The sequence below is a fragment of the Neosynechococcus sphagnicola sy1 genome (assembly GCF_000775285.1).
Classification (GTDB): Bacteria; Cyanobacteriota; Cyanobacteriia; order Neosynechococcales; family Neosynechococcaceae; genus Neosynechococcus; species Neosynechococcus sphagnicola.
In genome coordinates, this window is the sequence record NZ_JJML01000014.1 from 20,769 (window position 1) to 38,648 (window position 17,880).

Below are 17,880 nucleotides of genomic sequence, written 5' to 3' on the forward strand. Positions count from 1 at the left end.
TCAAAACTCCACAAATACTGATTTTTGCTCAATCACGCTGGCATAGCTTTGGTACAGCACCCTGGCATCATGACCCGTCTGCTCAGCCACCTGAACGTGATGCGCTCCATTTGCCAGCGCATGAGAAATCGCTGTATGCCTTGTAGAGTAAGGCTTGCGATACTCAATATTGCACCGCTCTAGGACTGACCGCCAAGCTCTGCGATTAAATAGGCGATCGTTGATCGAGCCACCTTTCGGAGCAGGAAATACCAAATCATCCGGCTTGGGACTGGCTGCAAGAAACCGCGATCGCAACATCTCCTGAACAGAACCACTCAGCAGAATCGTCCGGGCCTTGCCGGTCTTGGTGCACTTCCTCACTCCCCTGCTAACAGACTCACCAATCCAGCAAGTTTCAAAGGTGTCAGCAATATGCCGCCAGCGAAGCCCAAAAGCTTCACCTGGTCTGCATCCCACCCCAAACAAAAAATGCACAACGTCATGGTAGTGCTTGTAGTGGCGATCGCTCTTAAACCCTGCCAAGATTGCCCTCACCTCTACCACAGTGAAGGGCTTGGTCTTCTGCTGTGGCTGGGGTTTGATTTTGGCTATCTGGTCAGACCAGGGGTTGGATTCCGCAGCAAGATGATACTTACCCTTTGCCCAGTCCCAACAGGACTTGAGCATCCAGAGATATTCTTTGGCAGTGCGATTGCAGACCGATTCAAGCAACAGCGAAGTAAAGTTACCCGCTTTTGTAGAGGTCACCCGAGCAGCGGGAATATCCAGCGATCGCCGCACATGAGACAAGCACCCCCGGTATCGTTCTAGGGAACCCCGGCAAAGCGCCTTCTCTTCTTTCATCGCCTCGGTAAACCGCTCAAACAGTTCAGTGCAACTCATCTCTGTTGCATTCTTGCCCAGGGTTCGCGGCTTATACTTCAGCAGGCTTGGGTCAAAATAACCGGCTTGAATGTCTAATTCAATCTGGGCCGCCTTCTGTTTGGCTACAGCCCGCCCCGTGGCATTGTCGGGTACACCACAGCCCATCGTGTAACGCTTGCCCTGATAGAGCCAGCGCAGTCTTAGCCGTCCATTGTGGTCCTCAATGGTGCATTTCATCGGCTCACGCTCCCTGGAATGGAGAATTCTCCATCATTGACGACCAGGTGGAATCTATCGCAGCTAGGACAGCAATAAATCTCGATTTTGTTCTGAACGCAATCGGTGGTCGTGCCTCTGTATTGAATTTTTGGATATTCGCAGTTCGGGCAGGGTGAAGTTTTTCATAGCGGGGTAAATTCCGGGGTAAGTTTACAACCCCAGACACCCTAAAAAGCCTATGTTCGTTGTCAATAAGACAGCATAAAAGGCTCTCAGGAGATGTCTGGAAACTCCCAAAAGCCTTACCAATTAACGGTTCCCCAACCAATCGGGATGACAGGATTTGAACCTGCGACCCCCTCGTCCCGAACGAGGTGCGCTACCAAGCTGCGCTACATCCCGTTGTAGAGCAATCCTTACCTAGGGTAACATATCGTTTCTGTGTTCCCCGCCCCCTTAAAGCTTCTGAAACTGAGGCTGGCGGCAACGATATATCTGAGGAAACAATTCTAGGCAGGCAATCAAGGGTTGAGTCAAGGCAGCTTATAAGATTCTCAGAGGGGGCAACACCGATGCTTAACTTGTTCCAGGAGCACCATCATTTTTCCGTTTGTAGTCGTATTAGTTGCTTTCTGAGTCTGGCTAGGCCGGCCCATTGGGGAAGAATGCTAGTTTGCCGGCTACTGCTAGGGCAGCGCTGAGTGTCACCAATAGAATTCCCCAGACACGCCCATCCTGCGACTCTATTCTCTTTTCTATGGTGTCTAGTCGCTGGTTGACACCCTTGAACTGTTCCGTGGACTGAGCGATGAAAATATCCAATTTCTTGTCTAGGCCATCTATTTTCTTGTCCAGTCCTAGGATTAGGTCTCTAATCTCTGTGTCGGTGGCTTGGGTCATGTTCCTTACCTCTCTAGTGGGGTGTAGGGGAGCGAGGATCGCCGCCACGATGATGTTTCCATGCTAACCGGGAGATGCCTTGATAGCGGCTCCAGAGTAACTGAGTCCTCACCAGTCACGTATCTATGCCGCCAATCATCCCAACTGAGGCTGGCGGCAATGATATATCTGAGGAAACAATTCTAAGCAGGCAATCAACGGTTGAGTCAAGACAGCTTAGAAGATTCTCAGAGGGGGCAACACCGATGCTTGGTGATTGCCTAACCCGAGCTATGAATCATCTTCTGGAAATAATGCCAAGAATTGACTTTCACTGAGTTGGACAATCCCTAAAGCCTGAGCTTCAGTTAACTTGGAGCCTGCGTCCTCCCCGACGACTAGATAGTTAGTCTTGGCGCTGACTGAGCTGGTGACCTTCCCCCCTGCTTTTTGAATCAGCGCCTTGGCTTGATCTCGCTTGAGGGTGGGGAGTGTCCCCGTCAGCACAAAGGTTTTACCGGTCACCCCCGTCTGGATCACAGGCAGGTTCGCAGGTTCGGCTGAAGATGCCAACTTCAATCCCGCAGCTTCTAGGCGTTGCATCAAGGTCTGATTGGCTGGGATGCAAAACCATTCCGACACCGACTGGGCAATTTCGGGGCCAATCCCATACACCGCCGCGATCGCCGCTGGGGGGGCAGTAGCCAGCTGTTGCAGGCTAGGAAAGGCCTGGGTCAGGGTTTGGGCATTCACACTGCCAACATGACGAATCCCTAGACCATAGAGCACCCGTGACCAGGGTTGTTGTTTAGACGCTTGAATCGCTGCCACTAATTTCTGCGCCGATCGCTGCCCCATGCGGTCTAGGGTAGCCAGTTGCTCCATCGTCAAGTTATACAAATCTGCGACGGAACTGACAAGATTTTGGCTGACCAGTTGCAGCACCAGCTTCTCCCCTAAGCCCGTAATATCCAGGGCATCCCGACTGGCCCAATGCACCAGGGTTCCTCGGAGAATCGCAGGACAGGAACTGTTGAAACAGCGTGTGACCGCTTCTCCCGGGGGCTTAACCACGGGCTGTCCACATTCAGGGCAATGGGTGGGCAGGTGATAGCGTTGGGTTTCAGGTTGAGCGGCTGTCGGACGCAACTCATAGAGAACTCTGACCACTTCCGGAATAATCTCCCCGGCCTTCCGCACGATTACCGTATCGCCAATGCGGAGATCTAGTTCGGCAATGCGATCGCTGTTGTGGAGGGTTGCCCGTGCCACGGTGGTTCCGGCCAGATGCACGGGTTGAAATTCTGCGACGGGAGTCAGGGCACCCGTGCGCCCCACCTGAATCGTAATCTGCTGTACCCGAGTCGGGGCTTCTTCAGCGGGATATTTGAGGGCGATCGCCCATCGAGGGAATTTTTGTGTAAACCCCAATTCAGCTTGCAGGGCCAGGGAATTCAGCTTTGCCACCACCCCATCCGTCAGATATGGCAAGTTTAAGCGCTCTGTAGACCAGCGATCATAGTAGTCGAGAACCTCCTGTAACGTCTGGCAACAGCAGCGATGGGGATTCACCCGAAATCCCAGGGATTGCAGCCGTTCCAGGCCTGACCATTGGGAGGTCAAATCTGGAATCTCCCCTCCTTCCCTTGCCGGTAAATGCAAGGTGTAGGCAAAGAAGTCAAGACGGCGGCGCGCCACAATCTGGGCATCCAGCTGACGCAAGGTTCCGGCAGCAGCATTGCGGGGGTTGGCAAATAGGGCTTCTCCTGCTTGTTCTCGCTCCTGATTAATTTGTTGAAATACGTCTAAGGGCAGAAACGCTTCCCCCCGCACTTCCAGGCGGGAAGGGGGATGCTCTCCCTGGAGGCGCAGGGGAATGGCCCGGATGGTGCGGACATTCTGGGTAATCTCTTCCCCCATGGTGCCATCCCCTCTCGTGGCACCCCTCACCAGTAAGCCATTTTCGTAAGTCAGAGCTAGGGCTGAACCATCAATTTTAAGTTCACAGACATATTCAAAGGACGTGATATCAGGGCGCAGCCGTTGCCATCGTTCCTCCCAAGCCCGTAATTCTCCCTCATTAAAGGCGTTCTCGAGGCTGTAGAGGGGAATGTGGTGCTGGACGGAAACAAACTGGGTCGCAGGTCTAGCACCGACTCGTTGAGTGGGACTATCAGGGGTAATCAGGGTGGGATGCTGAGTTTCTAACCCCTGCAATTCCCGATAGAGTTGGTCATAGACCGCATCCTCCATCTGGGGGGCATCTAGCACGTAGTAGGCATAGCTTGCAGTTTGCAGCAGTTGCCGCAGTTCTACAATCCGTTGCGATGCATCTGCTGCTGCCAATACACTGAAGGATGGGTTGGTTGTCTGCCCTGTTATTTCCATCGCAGTTCCTTGTGTCAGTCAGACGGGGTTGAACTTACTGAACTCCAATGCTGTAACATGGCCTGGAGTTGTTGAAGTTTCAGCGGTTTGCTTAAATAATCGTCCATGCCTACTTTTAAACAGCGATCGCGATCGGCTTGCATGGCATTGGCTGTGAGGGCAATAATCCGGGGCCGCTCTGGCATCGTCCATGCCTGAAGGATCTGGTGAGTCGCCTCCAGTCCATCCATCTCCGGCATTTGCATATCCATCAAGATTAAATCGTAGGACTGACGGCGCAGGGCATCAAGCACCTCTAACCCATTGCTAACGACATCCGCCCGATAGCCTAACTTCTCTAACATCCGTAGAGCCACCCGTTGGTTGACAACATTATCCTCTGCTAACAAGATCCGTAACGGCGAGGGGTGGGGAGGAAGTCCAATGTCTCCAGCGGGGGGAGGGGTTGTGGGGGAGGGGTGAGCCAATGGGTTAAATAAATTCACCAACACATAGAACAGTTGGGCAGGTTTGAGGGGCTTATTGAGAATGGCGACAAAGTTGAGGTGAACCACCTGGTTAGGCGCTTTACCAGAGGTGAGTAAAATCAGCGGCAGTTCCTCAAGCGCCAGCTGCAGACGGATCTGGGTTGCCAGCATCAGGCCATCGATCTCTGGCATATGCATATCCAGGATCACCACATCCACGCGATTCTCAGAGAGCGGTCTTCCACCATCGCCCTGCTGTAAGTATTGAAGTGCCGCCGCCGCACTCCCCACCGCTGCAACTTTCATGCCCCACCTTTGGCCGTGTACCGTCAGGATGCGCTGACTGGTGAGATTATCATCCACAATCAACAACTGCTTGCCTGCTAAAGCGGGAGTTTTACCTTCGAGGTACCGATGACGTTGGTAGTTATGGGTCTCTTGAGCCAGGATTGTGAAGTGAAACGTCGTCCCGACACCCAACTCACTGTCGGCCCAAATCTCGCCCCCCATGAGTTCCACCAAGCGCCGACTGATGGTGAGTCCTAGGCCCGTGCCCCCGTATTTACGGGTGGTAGATGCATCCACCTGGGTAAAGGGTTGAAAGAGGTGGGTCAGTTTATCGGCAGCAATGCCAATGCCCGTATCCCGCACCTGAAAGTGCAGGTTGTAGGGTTCGGGATCGCGCCGCTCGGATGAGACAGAAATCACGACTTCGCCGCTCTCGGTAAATTTGACGGCATTACCCAATAAATTCACCAACACCTGACGCAAACGGGTGACATCCCCGATCAAACTATGGGGTGTACTATCACTGACTTCGTAGGCAAGGTCGATGCCTTTGGCAGCTGCCAGGGGAACCACTAGATCCAGGGCTGGCTCAATACATTCTTGCAAGTCAAAAACTTGCTCTTCGAGTTCTAGTTTGCCAGCTTCAATTTTAGAAAAGTCAAGAATATCGTTGATCAGCACCAACAAAATCTCGCCACTACTGCGAATAGTCTCCGTATATTCCCGTTGCTCCCGGTTGAGGTTGGTATCGAGTAACAAACCCGCCATGCCAATCACCCCATTCAATGGAGTACGGATTTCATGACTCATATTGGCAACAAACTCGGATTTGAGGCGACTGGCAGATTGTGCCTCTTGCAACGCTGCTTGCAGTTGGGTGAGAATCTGACGGATCTGTTGAATGGCGGGGTGAAAAATATAGCGGGCTTCCAACAGGAGCACGAACAAGGCGATCACGACCAGGGTTATCTCTAGGCGTTGCAGGGAGGAGACGCGCTGGGAGGCTTCCCGTTCGTAGGCAGCCACAATCTGATCCATGCCCTCCAGAAAATTTCCTTCATGGGCCAGAATTTGCTGAACCGTCGCCAAGGATTGGCTCTGAAGCTGGTTCCCAGTTGCCAGTAAGTGCTGTGCTGGAATCAGCATTCCTTGAAAGTGGGGGGCTATGGCCGCAAATTGTTGTTGAATGGCGGGGCTATTGTGACCGGGGAGGCTGAGGCCTAGATCTCCCTGCTGTAAGCCTTGCTGGGATCGTTGCCAGAGATCAACCACCTGTTGCAATTCCTGTAGATGGAAACTGCGGTCTGCGGCAGTCGGGGCGATCGCTATTTCTAGTGCTACTTTACTCAATCGTTGACTGAGCATCCGTTGCCGCCCAGCAATGTTGATAATGTGAGCATCGCTCACTGCTTTTCGCAGGGTCAACTGCACCAGCAGTTGACTGCCCAGCAACAACATGGCAATGGTAACCAGTGCGGCAATGTAGCGGCGGGTCAGGGAACCTGTGACGTGATCAGGCGGGGACGCAGAAAAGGACATCAGCGGTGGAAGATGCCGAGTAAGGGGGTGGACTCCAACTCCCAGTATTGCCTGGGGAGCTACGATTGTTCATGGAGGTTCAACATGGGGTGATATTCAGGGCTAGAGCTGACAAAGTTGGGGCAGCAGGGCTTGTAACGCCCGACCGCGATGACTGATGCGTTGCTTCAGTTCTGCTGGCATGGCTGCAAAGGTCAGCCCCTGTTCGGGGACATAAAATACGGGGTCGTACCCAAAACCACCCTTGCCTTGGGGTGCAGTTAAAATTTCTCCGGTACAACTGCCTTGACTCTGAAGGGCGATCGCCCCATCGGGACGGGCCACGGCCACGACACAGACAAAGCGAGCCTGACGATTGCCATGGGGCGCTAGCTCCCGCAGCAGTCGTTGAATTCGCTCAGGGTCTGTGGGGGCATAGCGTGCAGAGTAGACCCCCGGTGCCCCTCCTAAGGCTAGGACTTCTAAGCCAGAATCATCGGCGATCGCCCATTCTCCGGTTGCCTGCGCCACCTGAGATGCCTTGAGACAGGCATTGGCTAAAAAGGTCTCGCCGGTTTCTTCAATTTCTAAGGATTCAGGCTGCACCATCAGTTGCCAGTCCAAATTGGCTAACAGGGCTTGTAGCTCCCGCAGTTTTCCGGGATTCCTCGTGGCAACAACTAATTTGGGCATGGAGTCAAACGCAGCGGCAACCGCCCCCTATTTTAATGACATCCAGGGACGATCGCCGAAAAAAACTGGCTATCCATCCTTTGGGGAGGAATAACCAAGGCGTGGGATCTAGCCCTCAAAACCGATTCAGGCCCGATGGAGGCATGCCCATCTGTCTGAGCAGTGGATCAGAATTTTAGCGATCGCTACAGATCATCGAGAGCCGCAATGCCCGGTAGTTCTTTGCCTTCCAGGAGTTCTAAACTGGCACCGCCCCCGGTGGAAATATGACTCATTTGCTCGGCAAGGCCCACGTTTTTCCACGGCGGCCACGGAATCTCCGCCGCCAATAATCGTAGCTGCCCCTTTGGGAGTCAGCTCTGCCAGGGCATGGGCGATCGCTTCCGTACCCTTCGCAAAACGATCAAACTCAAACACGCCCATGGGGCCATTCCAGATCACGGATTTGCAATCAGCCAGTGCCGCCTGGAAGGTTTTCACGGAATCCGGGCCAATGTCCAGACCCATCCAGCCATCGGGAATCGCCTCAATGCTCACCGTCTGAGCCTCGGCATCTGGGGCAAATTTATCCGCCACCACCACATCGGTGGGCAGCAACAGCGCCACGCCTCGCTCCTTGGCCTTGGCTTCGAGGGCGCGGGCTAGTTCTAGCTTGTCTTCCTCAACCAGGGACTTGCCAACACTCAGACCCCGCGCTTTGTAAAAGGTGAAGATCATGCCCCCGCCAATCAGCAGTTTGTCTACCTTGTCGAGGAGGGTTTCAATCACCCCAATTTTGCTGGAAACCTTGGAACCCCCGATAATCGCTGCGAGTGGTCGCTGGGGATTTTCAATGGCGTTTTGTAAGTACTGCAATTCTTTCTCAATCAAAAATCCCGCCACCGATGGCTTCAGATAATGGGTGACCCCTTCGGTGGAAGCATGGGCACGGTGAGCTGTGCCAAAGGCATCATTGACATACAAATCAGCGACCGAGGCTAGTTTTTCGGCAAATTCCGGTGTGTTCTTTTCTTCTTCAGGATGGAAGCGGACATTCTCTAGTAACACCACATCCCCATTCTGCATGGCGCTGACCTGGGTCGTCACCGCCTCCCCAATGCAGTCGTCGGTTTTCACAACGGGCTGGCCCAACAACTCTGCGAGTCGCTTGGCAACTGGGGTGAGCCGAAACTTATCTGCAACTCGGGCTGCATAGTTATCCCCCTTGGGGCGGCCAAAGTGGCTGGCGAGAATCACCTTCGCCCCCTTGGAGGTCAAATCTTGAATTGTCGGTAGGGCAGCCCGAATCCGCGTATCATCGGTAATGTTGCCCTGCTCATCCAGGGGGACATTAAAGTCAACCCGCACCAAAACCCGCTTGCCCATTAAATCGGCAGCTGATAAATTTGCTAAAGTTTTTTTGGACATGTAACGTCAAGCTCCTAAGATGCGTCTAATTACCTATTCGCTATTTTCCATCAAATGGGGGCTGCATGGGTTCCTGTTGATCCCTCGGTTAATTTGCCAGCCTTTTTTAATCATGATTGATGACTGCCATCGCGTGAAGCATCTTGTCTGGAGATAGGTATCATGTTCAAAACTGTTTTATTCCCCATCGATCAAAGCCGTGAGTCCCGTCAAGCGGCTGAAACCGTCGCCGAAGTAGTTAAAAACTGTAATAGTCGGCTGATCATTCTTTCCGTGGTCGAAGCACCGGAGGAAGCAGCCGAAGCAGCCACCAAGGTCATGGCGTCCCCAGAGGCGATCGCGGAGTTACTGGAAACTGCCAAAACCCTGTTTACCAACCTGGGGTTAGCATCCGAAACCATTGAGCGGGAGGGAAAACCCGCCTTTGTCATCTGTGATGTTGCCGATGAAATTTCCGCCGATCTGATTGTGATGGGCTGTCGGGGACTGGGACTGACGGAGGAAGGGGTGGCCGATAGTGTTACCAATCGGGTGATTAATCTCTCCCCCTGTCCGGTGTTAATCGTGCCCTAGTCCTGGATTCTTAGTCACCTGTTGGGGTTTGGCTGGAGCTGCCATCAGAGATCCACTTGGGGGCGATGTTATCCCTGATCCTGGGGAAGGATGGTGGGCAGCTCAGCCCCTGGGCGATGGTCGGGGGTAGGTCTTTGACTATCGCCCTCTAGGGATGGGTGGCGATCTGGCTGTTGCAGCACCGGCAGCATCCTAGACTTGACTTCGTTTAAACTGTGCTGATGTTCTTTGACGATTAACATCAACTCTTGAATTTGCTGGGCTTGAATTTGTTGGGCTTGTAAGGCATCAATTTTTTCATGGAGCAATTCAATGTCGTAGCCTGCTTTCAAATTCACCTGGCGATCGTATTCGGCTTTTTCTCGCTCGGCATCCGACTGACGATTTTGGCTCATGAGGACTATCGGGGCGGTGTAGGCAGAGGCAAAGGAAAAGACCAGGTTAAGCAAAATGAAGGGTTGTTCATCCCAGTGGGGAATTCCAGGGATTGAGTTAGAGACGATCCACCCTAACAGAATAGTGGTTTGCCCAATCAGGAATGTCCAGGAACCAACTTTGGCCGCCATTTTGTCGGCAATGCGTTGACCTAAGGTGAGTTTTCGTTCCTGTGACTGTTGATGTTCAATCTCGCGCAAGGTCAGGGATCTGATGGGTTTGAGGGCGATGGTATTCGGTGCTTCAGGGGCGATCGCGGATGGGTCAGATTGCTGTGGCTTCATGGCTCACCTTGGGAGAATTTAGAGTTCGAGAACGGGATTGATTGATTGGATTTTCTCTCAGTTTTTTTACCATAAAGCAGCCTGGAAATAAGAGTAAATATGCTTGTTTGGAAATAAAAACTTGAAATTGTAACCGTTGCAGATAGCATCCAAAATTGTAAGCCTGTTATCGAAGCGATGAGATTGGCTCAGTCTTGGGAAATCTCCTAAGTTTGAGTTCGTAAAGCTGTTGCATCAACACTCCTACTTGGCTGATCTGAATCCTCCATTGAAACCATATTTCGACAATCGGTGAAGTGCCTCACCACATAGGCGAATGGGGAATTCTGCGATTCCGTTAAGATAGGCGTACCTCGACGTTGCCAGTAATAATGCCCTGACCTGCATGATCCCCCTCCGGCTGACGCTTAAGAACTTTCTCAGTTATCGGGAAACAACACTGGACTTTCGAGGTTTGCACGTTGCCTGTGTCTGTGGAGCCAATGGGGCGGGTAAGTCTTCGTTGCTAGAAGCGATCGCCTGGGCCTTATGGGGGCAAAGTCGCGCTGTTTCAGAGGATGACATGATTCACCAGGGTACCAAGGAAGCTCAGGTGGATTTCTTGTTCGAGAATCAGGAGCAAACCTACCGGGTGATGCGGACTCGTACCCGAGGTCAGGCTAGTTCCCTGGAGTTCCAAATTGCCACGGCTAATGGTTTTCGCAGCTTAACGGAACCGGGGGTGCGGGCAACCCAACAACTGATACTGCAACACCTGAAGCTCGACTACGAAACCTTTGTTAACTCCGCCTATCTACGTCAGGGACGAGCAGATGAATTTATGCTCAAGCGCCCCAGTGAGCGCAAACAAATTCTGACGGATTTGCTGAAGCTGGATCACTACGACCATCTGGCGGAACAGGCTAAGGAGCGATCGCGGGAGTTCAAGGCCAAAGTTGAACTGCTGGAGCAAGTGCTGACTACCACCCAAACCCAGCTGCAACAACAACCGACCATCGCTGCCGCCCAGGCCGAACTGGAAGCGGCGATCGCCCAGATGCGCCAAGCCCAAACAGCGGCTGCAGCCCAACTGCAAGCCTTACAGGTGGTGCAGCAACAGCGCCAGACCTGGGAGCAACAACAGCAGTGGCACCAGCAACAACAGCGAAACTTGACTCAAGACTATCAACAACTGCAACAGGAGCTAGTCACCCTCCAGCGCCAACAACAGGAACTCACCGCCATTCTGCAACAGGAGGCAGCGATCGCCCAAGGGTATGCCCATTGGCAGCACTTGCACATCCAAGAAGAGGTGCTGTCAAAACAATACCAGGCTTACCAACAGTCACAGGATCAGCGCCAAGCCCTGCTGCGGCAACAAGCCCAGCAGGTTGAAACCTTGAAAGATCAACACCGCCAACTCCAGGCACAACTCGAAGCCTGCACCCAACAAGTCCAGGAGCAGCAGCAAATTCTCAGCAAGCTGCCAGAGGTGGAAGCGGCCTTAGAACAACTGCACCAAGCTCGCACCCGTCTCAGTGAACTCGATCAGCTGCAAACCCAAGTCACCCCCCTGCATCAACGCCGCACCACCCTCCAAACCCAGATTGACCGTCTACAAGCCCGTCAGGTTGCCCGATGGGAGGAACTCCAGTCCCAAGCTGGAACTTTACAGCACCAGCAACTACGGCAACCCCAGTTAGAACAGCAACTCCAGGAAGCAACCCAGCGGATCGAACAACTGGATAAGCGGCGCGTCTATCAGCAGCGCGTCCGGGAGAAAGGCTTAGAGCGCAAGAGTTTTATGGAACGGTTACAAACCCACCAGCAGGACTATGAAACCCAACTGGCAGACCTAGAGCAGAAGCTGCAACTTCACCTCAGTCCGGGGGCAGCCTGTCCCCTCTGCGATCGACCCCCCTGGATGAAACGCACTGGCAACGGGTGCAGCAGAAGCACCGTACCCAGCAACAGGAACTGCGGGGGCAAGTTGTGGGTGGTTCGAGAGCAATTGGCCGTCTCCGAGCGAGAAATTCAGGTGTTACGGCAGGAATATCAAGACCTGAACCAAGAGCTAGTGCTCTACAACACCATTTGGGAGCAACGGGGGCAATTACAAGCCCAGATTCAGGGAATCCTCGACTCCCAAACCCAATTAGCGGCGATCGCCGCCGAAATTTCCGCCCTAGAAGCCTCCTTGCAGCAAGGCGACTTTGCCGCCGAGCTTCAGGCTGAACTGCAACAGCTGTCCCAACACCTGGAATTGCTGCCCTACGACGAGAAAGATCACGCCCTCGCCCGAGGGGAGGTGGAACGCTGGCGTTGGGCGGAGATTAAACAAGCCGAAATCAAACAAGCCCAGCGCCGTCTGACCCAGAGCCTGACCCAGCCGCCGCTCCTGCAAACCCAGATCAGCAACTGCCAGCAGCAACTCGACTATCTGTTGGGTACGGGGGCATTTGCCGAAGCTCCGGGGGAGATCCAGCAGCAGATTATTCACCTGGATCAGCAATTGGCCGCGATTGGCTATGACCCCGAGCAGCACCACGCCCTGCGGACTCAGGTACGTCAGGTGCAGTCCTGGCAAATTCGGTATCAGGAACTCCAGCAAGCCCAACAGCAAGCCCCCCCCCGTACAACAGCGACGCGACTATTTAGTTCAAGCCCTGCAGGCACGAGGGCAGGATTTGCAGACCACTGACCAGACCCTAAAGACACTGCAACAGCAATTACAGCAAACCCCCGATGGCACCCCGCAGATGCAAGCCCTCGAAGCTCAAATGCAGCAGCGCCGTCAACAACTGGATGGGCAATTAGGGCATCTAGGTCGCCTGCAACAGCAACTCAGTCACCTAGAGAGCCTGCGGGCCCAACTGCAAGGTCAGCAACAGCACCTTCAAGCCCTGCGCCGCCAATATCGCCTCTATCAGGAACTGGCTCAAGCCTTTGGCAAGAATGGGATTCAAGCCTTAATGATTGAGAATGTCTTACCCCACCTGGAAGCTGAAACCAACCAAATTCTGGCGCGCCTCAGTGCCAACCAGCTCCATGTCCAGTTTGTCACCCAACGGGCCAGTCGTCGTGACCAAGGGCGATCAGCGAAGGCCAAAGCCCAGGGTTTCAAGCTGATCGACACCCTGGATATTCTGATCGCTGACACGGCTGGCACCCGTCCCTACGAAACATACTCAGGGGGGGGAAGCCTTTCGAGTCAACTTTGCCATTCGACTGGCACTGGCGCGGCTGCTGGCGCAACGATCAGGGACAGCCCTGCAATTGCTGATTATTGATGAAGGGTTTGGTACCCAGGATCAGGAAGGGTGCGATCGCCTGATTGCCTCCATCAATGCGATCTCCGGGGATTTCGCCTGCATTCTGGCTGTGACCCACATGCCTCACTTCAAAGAAGCGTTCTCTGCCCGCATTGAAGTCCAAAAAACACCCAATGGTTCCCAACTGAGTTTGGTTGTTTGATGCCTACTACCTCTTTAACAATGGCATCTTCCAGGTTCGCCGCTGCCTGAAGATGCCCCTGGCATCCTGACCCCCCTCCATTGAGGTGGGCCTGGATGAGTCACGAGGGCTCCAGAAGATGACCGGCACAAAAATGCTGCCACAGCTGTTGGTAGGTCATTTCTAACTTGCGAGTAAAACTGGGGGCATCACAAAGGGGGGAACCTGCCATTTGGGAGCGTAACTTCAATCGTAAATCTGCCAGATGCGCTCGGTTACGGGCAAAGTCTACTGCTTTGATCACATAGTCATCTGGGGTGGTGGCAATCCAATCTGGCAACCCGATGGTTGAGAGTAAGCTCACCCCCACCCGTCCAGCATGGCTGGTACCCGCTAAGGTCAGCACCGGAACTCCCATCCACAGAGCTTCACAGGTCGTTGTTGTGCCGTTGTAAGGAAAGGGATCCAGGGCAATATCTACCTGGTTGTAAAGTCCCAGATGTTCTGCCAGGTCGGGAAGAGAGCCAGCTAATTGCACGCGATCGCGCTCAATGCCATACTCAGCAAAGCATTCCCAATAATAATTTCGTACCGCTTCGTACTGGAGAGATTTGCTTTTCAAAAGCATTTGAGCGGTGGGCAACATCCCGAGAATCTGGGACCATAGTCGGAGTACGGCAAGATTGACTTTAGCAAGATTATTGAAACATCCAAAGGTAATCTGACCCGTTGTAGCTGCGGGCAACGGTACCCCAGGTGGAGCTAGGCTAGGTGGCTGGTAACACAGAAAACAGCCTGGTAGTCGAATTAATTTCTCAGTATAAAAAGCATCAGATGTGCCTTCAGGATCAGCCCATGGGTCTGTGATCCGATAGTGGATTTGTTTTAAGCCCGACGTGCTGGGATAACCCAGGTAAGAAATCTGAACCGGGGCGGGTTGGTGGCTAAAGATCTGGAGGCGATTATTGGCAGTATGTCCTGCCAGATCAATTAAAATGTCAATGCGATCGCTGCGAATTTGGTCTACCAGCTGGGCATCTTTGATCCCAACCGTTGAGTACCAGTGATCGATCCAGCCCTTGAAGCGATGGGTTGTGGCATCGGGCTGATCTACTTGGGCATAGGCAAAAATTTCAAATTCTGCCTTATGGTGGTGCTGCAAGATTGGTGCTAGAAAATAGGCTACGGAGTGGGTGCGCAGATCCGGTGAGACATAGCCAACCCGCAAGCGCCGATTAGGCTTTGGTGAATGGAGTTTCGGTGAAGCAATAGCAGGATTTCCATGCTGGTTTCCCCAACGAATGGCTTCAGTATAAATTTCTGGAGCTGAATACTCTGGACTGTAGAGCATAAACAGCAAGAGGGTGGCGTGATCCTTGCTGCTATTTGGATTCAGCACAACTGCTTTTTCGAATGCTGCGATCGCCGCCGCAAGATCCCCTAAATCCAAATAAAGCAACCCTAAATTTCTATAAATTTCTGAGACCTCGGGTTGCAGCTTTTGAGCTTGTTGATAGCAGTTTAGTGCCGCCAGTAAATCTCCCTGATCCCTCAAGACTTGTCCCAGATTGTTATACGCCTTGTAAAAGGTTGGCTCAATCACTAGGGCTTGTTGATAGGCATGGATGGCCTCGGGAACCTTGCCTTGGGCGTGCAAGACAATTCCTAAATTGTTGTAGGCTTCTGGAAATTCGGGTTGCAAAACCAGAGCGTTTTGATAGCAGGCGATCGCCTGCTGCAAGTCCCCCATTTCCTCTAATACCAATCCCAACTGCCGATGTAAATCAGCATCCTCGGGGGCATGGGCTAGGGCTGTTTGGAGATAGGCAAGGGCATCATTCCACTGCCCTTGTTGTCCGAGGGCAATCCCAACCTGTTTCAGGGCTTCGGGATGGTGCGGATCTAAATCTAAAATCTGCTGGTGGATTCGGGTTACCGCTTTCCCATCCTGAGGATGGACGAAGGTTTCTGCAAGGGTCAACAACCTCTCAATCAGTTCCTCAGTCCAAGCTTTAATTGCCTCTGAGGGAGCCTCTGTTAGAACTGCTAACCAGGTTCCTTGGGCTTCTAATGCTTGTCCTGATAACAACAGGGCTAATCCCAAATCCCAATAAAGCAGCCTCTCCTCTGGTTCAATGGTGATGCATTCTTGGTAAAGGGCGATCGCCGCAGCGTAGTCCCCTTGCTGGAAGAAATCTGTTGCCTGTTGGTGCAAATCACGCATTGGTTTGGCTCAGCAGCAGAAATCACTGCAAGGATAAAACCACAGAATTAAGTATTGCCCATAGTCTATCCTTGGGTCAGCAAATTCAGGGGATCTGTCCCCTCTCTCTGGGGATCACGGACAGGAAAGTCGTTACCCCTATCTCCGAGGCTGAGCGCCCCTACCGGGGCATGGCTGGACAAGGGTTGACTGCTAGACCCTAGGCTCAAGCTCTGGACTATATGGGAAAGGGTCACCGCTAGGGACAGAATAGAACGGCAATAGCTTTACTGGTGAGCTGCTGGCGCTGGATAACAAAATAAATCATAAATATTTGTTAAAGTCTTCCTGTGGGGAGCCTGCATTCAACAACGGAACCTTCAGCAGCGTGAATTCCGGGGAATGTCACGGGCTCTCGTCAGAATTACTGGGGAGACTTAGGATGCTGCGGCTGGAACATATCAGTAAAATTTACCCGACAGGAGAAGTCCTCAAGGATGTGACCTGGGAAGTCAAACCCGGCGATCGCGTCGGCTTGGTGGGGGTCAACGGCGCCGGAAAATCTACCCAATTGAAAATTATTGCCGGGGAAATCGAACCCACCGCCGGGGAAGTGATCCGACCGGCGAGTTTGCACATTGCCTACCTCACCCAGGAATTTGAAGTTGATCCCACCCGAACGGTGCGAGAAGAATTCTGGCGAGCCTTTGGCGATGCCAATCAGGTTCATGAAGCCCTCACCCAGGTTCATCACCAGATGGAAACCGCCAATCCCGAACAACTGGATGAGCTCATTCATGATATGGATCGGCTGCAACGCCACTTTGAAGCCCTGGATGGCTATGGACTCGAAACCCGGATTGAGAAGATTCTACCGGAGATGGGATTCACCCTTGATGATGGCGATCGCCTGGTCAGTGGCTTTAGTGGCGGTTGGCAGATGCGGATGAGTTTGGGCAAAATTTTGCTGCAAAAACCCGATCTGCTGTTACTGGACGAACCGACCAACCACTTAGATCTGGAAACCATTGAGTGGCTGGAGACCTACCTGCGTGGCCTGACGACACCGATGGTAATTGTCTCCCATGACCGCGAGTTTCTCGATCGCCTCTGCACCCAAATTGTCGAAACCGAACGCGGAATCTCCACCACCTATCTGGGCAACTACTCCGCCTACCTGCAACAAAAAGCTGAGATCCGGGACGCCCAGCTGAGTGCCTACGAACGTCAACAACAGGAGTTAGAGAAACAGCAAGCCTTCGTCGATCGCTTCCGAGCCAGCGCTACCCGCAGCACCCAAGCCAAAAGCCGCGAGAAACAACTGGAGAAAATTGAGCGGATTGAGGCTCCGATTGGGGATGTTAGAACCCTGCGGTTTCAGTTTCCCCCAGCTCCCCGCAGTGGTCGCGACGTGGTACTGATTCAAAATCTCGTCCACACCTACGGCGATCGGATTCTGTTTTTAGATGCCAACTTATTACTAGAACGGGGCGATCGGGTTGCTATCCTCGGTCCCAATGGCGCGGGGAAATCCACCCTGCTGCGATTGATCATGGGCATGGAAAGTTCTGTGGAGGGCAGCGTCAAGCTGGGAGATCACAATGTTATTCCCGGCTACTTTGAGCAGAATCAAGCCGAAGCCCTGGATCTGGACAAGACCGTCATTGACACGGTTCACGACGAAGTGCCCCAATGGAGCAATGAAGAAGTCCGCACCCTCCTGGGGCGGTTTCTCTTCAGCGGGGATACGGTCTTTAAAGTAGTCGCGGCTCTCAGCGGCGGTGAAAAAGCCCGATTGGCTTTGGCTAAAATGCTCCTGCGTCCCGCCAACTTGCTGATCCTGGACGAGCCGACTAACCACCTGGATATTCCGGCCAAAGAAATGCTGGAGTCAGCTCTGCAAGCCTATGATGGCACCGTGATCATTGTTTCCCACGATCGCTACTTTATTTCCCAGGTCGCCAACAAAATTGTCGAAATCCGTGAAGGAGAGCTGCTGCTTTATCGGGGCGATTATCACTACTATCTAGAAAAGATTGCTGAGGAGAAAGAATTGGCGCACTTGGAACAACTCGAAGCCGAGAAAGCTGCCAAGGCTATGGCTAAACGTGCGAAGCAGAAGGAAAAAGAGAAATCCAGAAAAGCCAAGGCTGAAACCTAATCTCGACCTCGGTTGGTCAGTATCCTTGGCAATCGGTTCGTCGTGGGTGATTTCAAGGCTAAGTTT

The 17,880-nt window shown here is 53.0% G+C and carries 9 protein-coding genes, 1 tRNA gene and 2 pseudogenes; 3 read left to right on the forward strand and 9 right to left on the reverse strand.

What is annotated here, in order from left to right; translation table 11 throughout:
* The 7 genes and pseudogenes from DO97_RS06265 to DO97_RS06295 all read right to left on the reverse strand — a co-directional run bounded on the left by DO97_RS06265 (position 1) and on the right by DO97_RS06295 (position 8,726).
* Complete coding sequence (locus DO97_RS06265; protein WP_036531856.1) at positions 1-1,104, reverse strand: tyrosine-type recombinase/integrase; 1,104 nt, start codon at positions 1,102-1,104, stop codon at positions 1-3.
* Positions 1,105-1,414: 310 nt separating this feature from the next.
* Positions 1,415-1,488 (reverse strand) — tRNA-Pro (locus DO97_RS06270).
* A 240-nt stretch (positions 1,489-1,728) separates the two neighbouring features.
* On the reverse strand, positions 1,729-2,034 hold the full coding sequence (locus tag DO97_RS06275) for a hypothetical protein (RefSeq protein ID WP_036531858.1): 306 nt from the start codon (positions 2,032-2,034) through the stop codon (positions 1,729-1,731).
* A 222-nt stretch (positions 2,035-2,256) separates the two neighbouring features.
* Positions 2,257-4,353 (reverse strand): NAD-dependent DNA ligase LigA, encoded by a 2,097-nt coding sequence (gene ligA / locus DO97_RS06280; RefSeq protein ID WP_081980648.1) that lies wholly within the window; start codon positions 4,351-4,353, stop codon positions 2,257-2,259.
* A 14-nt stretch (positions 4,354-4,367) separates the two neighbouring features.
* Positions 4,368-6,647 carry a response regulator gene (locus DO97_RS06285; protein WP_052128456.1) on the reverse strand — a complete coding sequence of 760 codons (2,280 nt, stop codon included), beginning with the start codon at positions 6,645-6,647 and terminating at the stop codon, positions 4,368-4,370.
* A 102-nt stretch (positions 6,648-6,749) separates the two neighbouring features.
* The gene (gene rdgB / locus DO97_RS06290; RefSeq protein WP_036531860.1) at positions 6,750-7,319 is read right to left on the reverse strand and encodes an RdgB/HAM1 family non-canonical purine NTP pyrophosphatase; all 570 of its coding nucleotides are present in this window, start codon (positions 7,317-7,319) and stop codon (positions 6,750-6,752) included.
* Between the two features lie 185 nt (positions 7,320-7,504).
* A pseudogene (locus tag DO97_RS06295) lies at positions 7,505-8,726 on the reverse strand (phosphoglycerate kinase).
* Positions 8,727-8,888: 162 nt separating this feature from the next.
* Here DO97_RS06295 and DO97_RS06300 point away from each other — a divergent pair.
* Positions 8,889-9,299 (forward strand): universal stress protein, encoded by a 411-nt coding sequence (locus DO97_RS06300; protein ID WP_036531862.1) that lies wholly within the window; start codon positions 8,889-8,891, stop codon positions 9,297-9,299.
* Between the two features lie 68 nt (positions 9,300-9,367).
* On the opposite strand, the gene DO97_RS06305 is transcribed toward DO97_RS06300, so the two are convergent.
* Positions 9,368-10,018 (reverse strand): DUF1003 domain-containing protein, encoded by a 651-nt coding sequence (locus DO97_RS06305; protein ID WP_052128457.1) that lies wholly within the window; start codon positions 10,016-10,018, stop codon positions 9,368-9,370.
* A gap of 385 nt (positions 10,019-10,403) precedes the next feature.
* Here DO97_RS06305 and sbcC point away from each other — a divergent pair.
* Positions 10,404-13,471: pseudogene (gene sbcC / locus DO97_RS06310) on the forward strand (exonuclease subunit SbcC).
* 100 nt (positions 13,472-13,571) lie between these two features.
* On the opposite strand, the gene DO97_RS06315 reads toward sbcC, so the two are convergent.
* Positions 13,572-15,674 (reverse strand): O-linked N-acetylglucosamine transferase, SPINDLY family protein, encoded by a 2,103-nt coding sequence (locus DO97_RS06315; protein ID WP_052128458.1) that lies wholly within the window; start codon positions 15,672-15,674, stop codon positions 13,572-13,574.
* Positions 15,675-16,095: 421 nt separating this feature from the next.
* Between DO97_RS06315 and DO97_RS06325 the strand changes: the two genes are divergently transcribed.
* Complete coding sequence (locus DO97_RS06325) at positions 16,096-17,814, forward strand: ABC-F family ATP-binding cassette domain-containing protein (RefSeq protein WP_036531865.1); 1,719 nt, start codon at positions 16,096-16,098, stop codon at positions 17,812-17,814.
* The last annotated feature ends 66 nt before the right edge of the window (positions 17,815-17,880 follow it).

What these genes read in the sequence shown, in the direction of transcription:
- DO97_RS06265 (WP_036531856.1), bottom strand. Translation starts at nt 1,104, where the DNA reads ATGAAATGCACCATTGAGGACCACAATGGACGGCTAAGACTGCGCTGG.
- DO97_RS06305 (WP_052128457.1), bottom strand. Translation starts at nt 10,018, where the DNA reads ATGAAGCCACAGCAATCTGACCCATCCGCGATCGCCCCTGAAGCACCG.
- DO97_RS06315 (WP_052128458.1), bottom strand. Translation starts at nt 15,674, where the DNA reads ATGCGTGATTTGCACCAACAGGCAACAGATTTCTTCCAGCAAGGGGAC.
- DO97_RS06300 (WP_036531862.1), top strand. Translation starts at nt 8,889, where the DNA reads ATGTTCAAAACTGTTTTATTCCCCATCGATCAAAGCCGTGAGTCCCGT.
- ligA (WP_081980648.1), bottom strand. Translation starts at nt 4,353, where the DNA reads ATGGAAATAACAGGGCAGACAACCAACCCATCCTTCAGTGTATTGGCA.
- DO97_RS06325 (WP_036531865.1), top strand. Translation starts at nt 16,096, where the DNA reads ATGCTGCGGCTGGAACATATCAGTAAAATTTACCCGACAGGAGAAGTC.
- DO97_RS06285 (WP_052128456.1), bottom strand. Translation starts at nt 6,647, where the DNA reads ATGTCCTTTTCTGCGTCCCCGCCTGATCACGTCACAGGTTCCCTGACC.
- rdgB (WP_036531860.1), bottom strand. Translation starts at nt 7,319, where the DNA reads ATGCCCAAATTAGTTGTTGCCACGAGGAATCCCGGAAAACTGCGGGAG.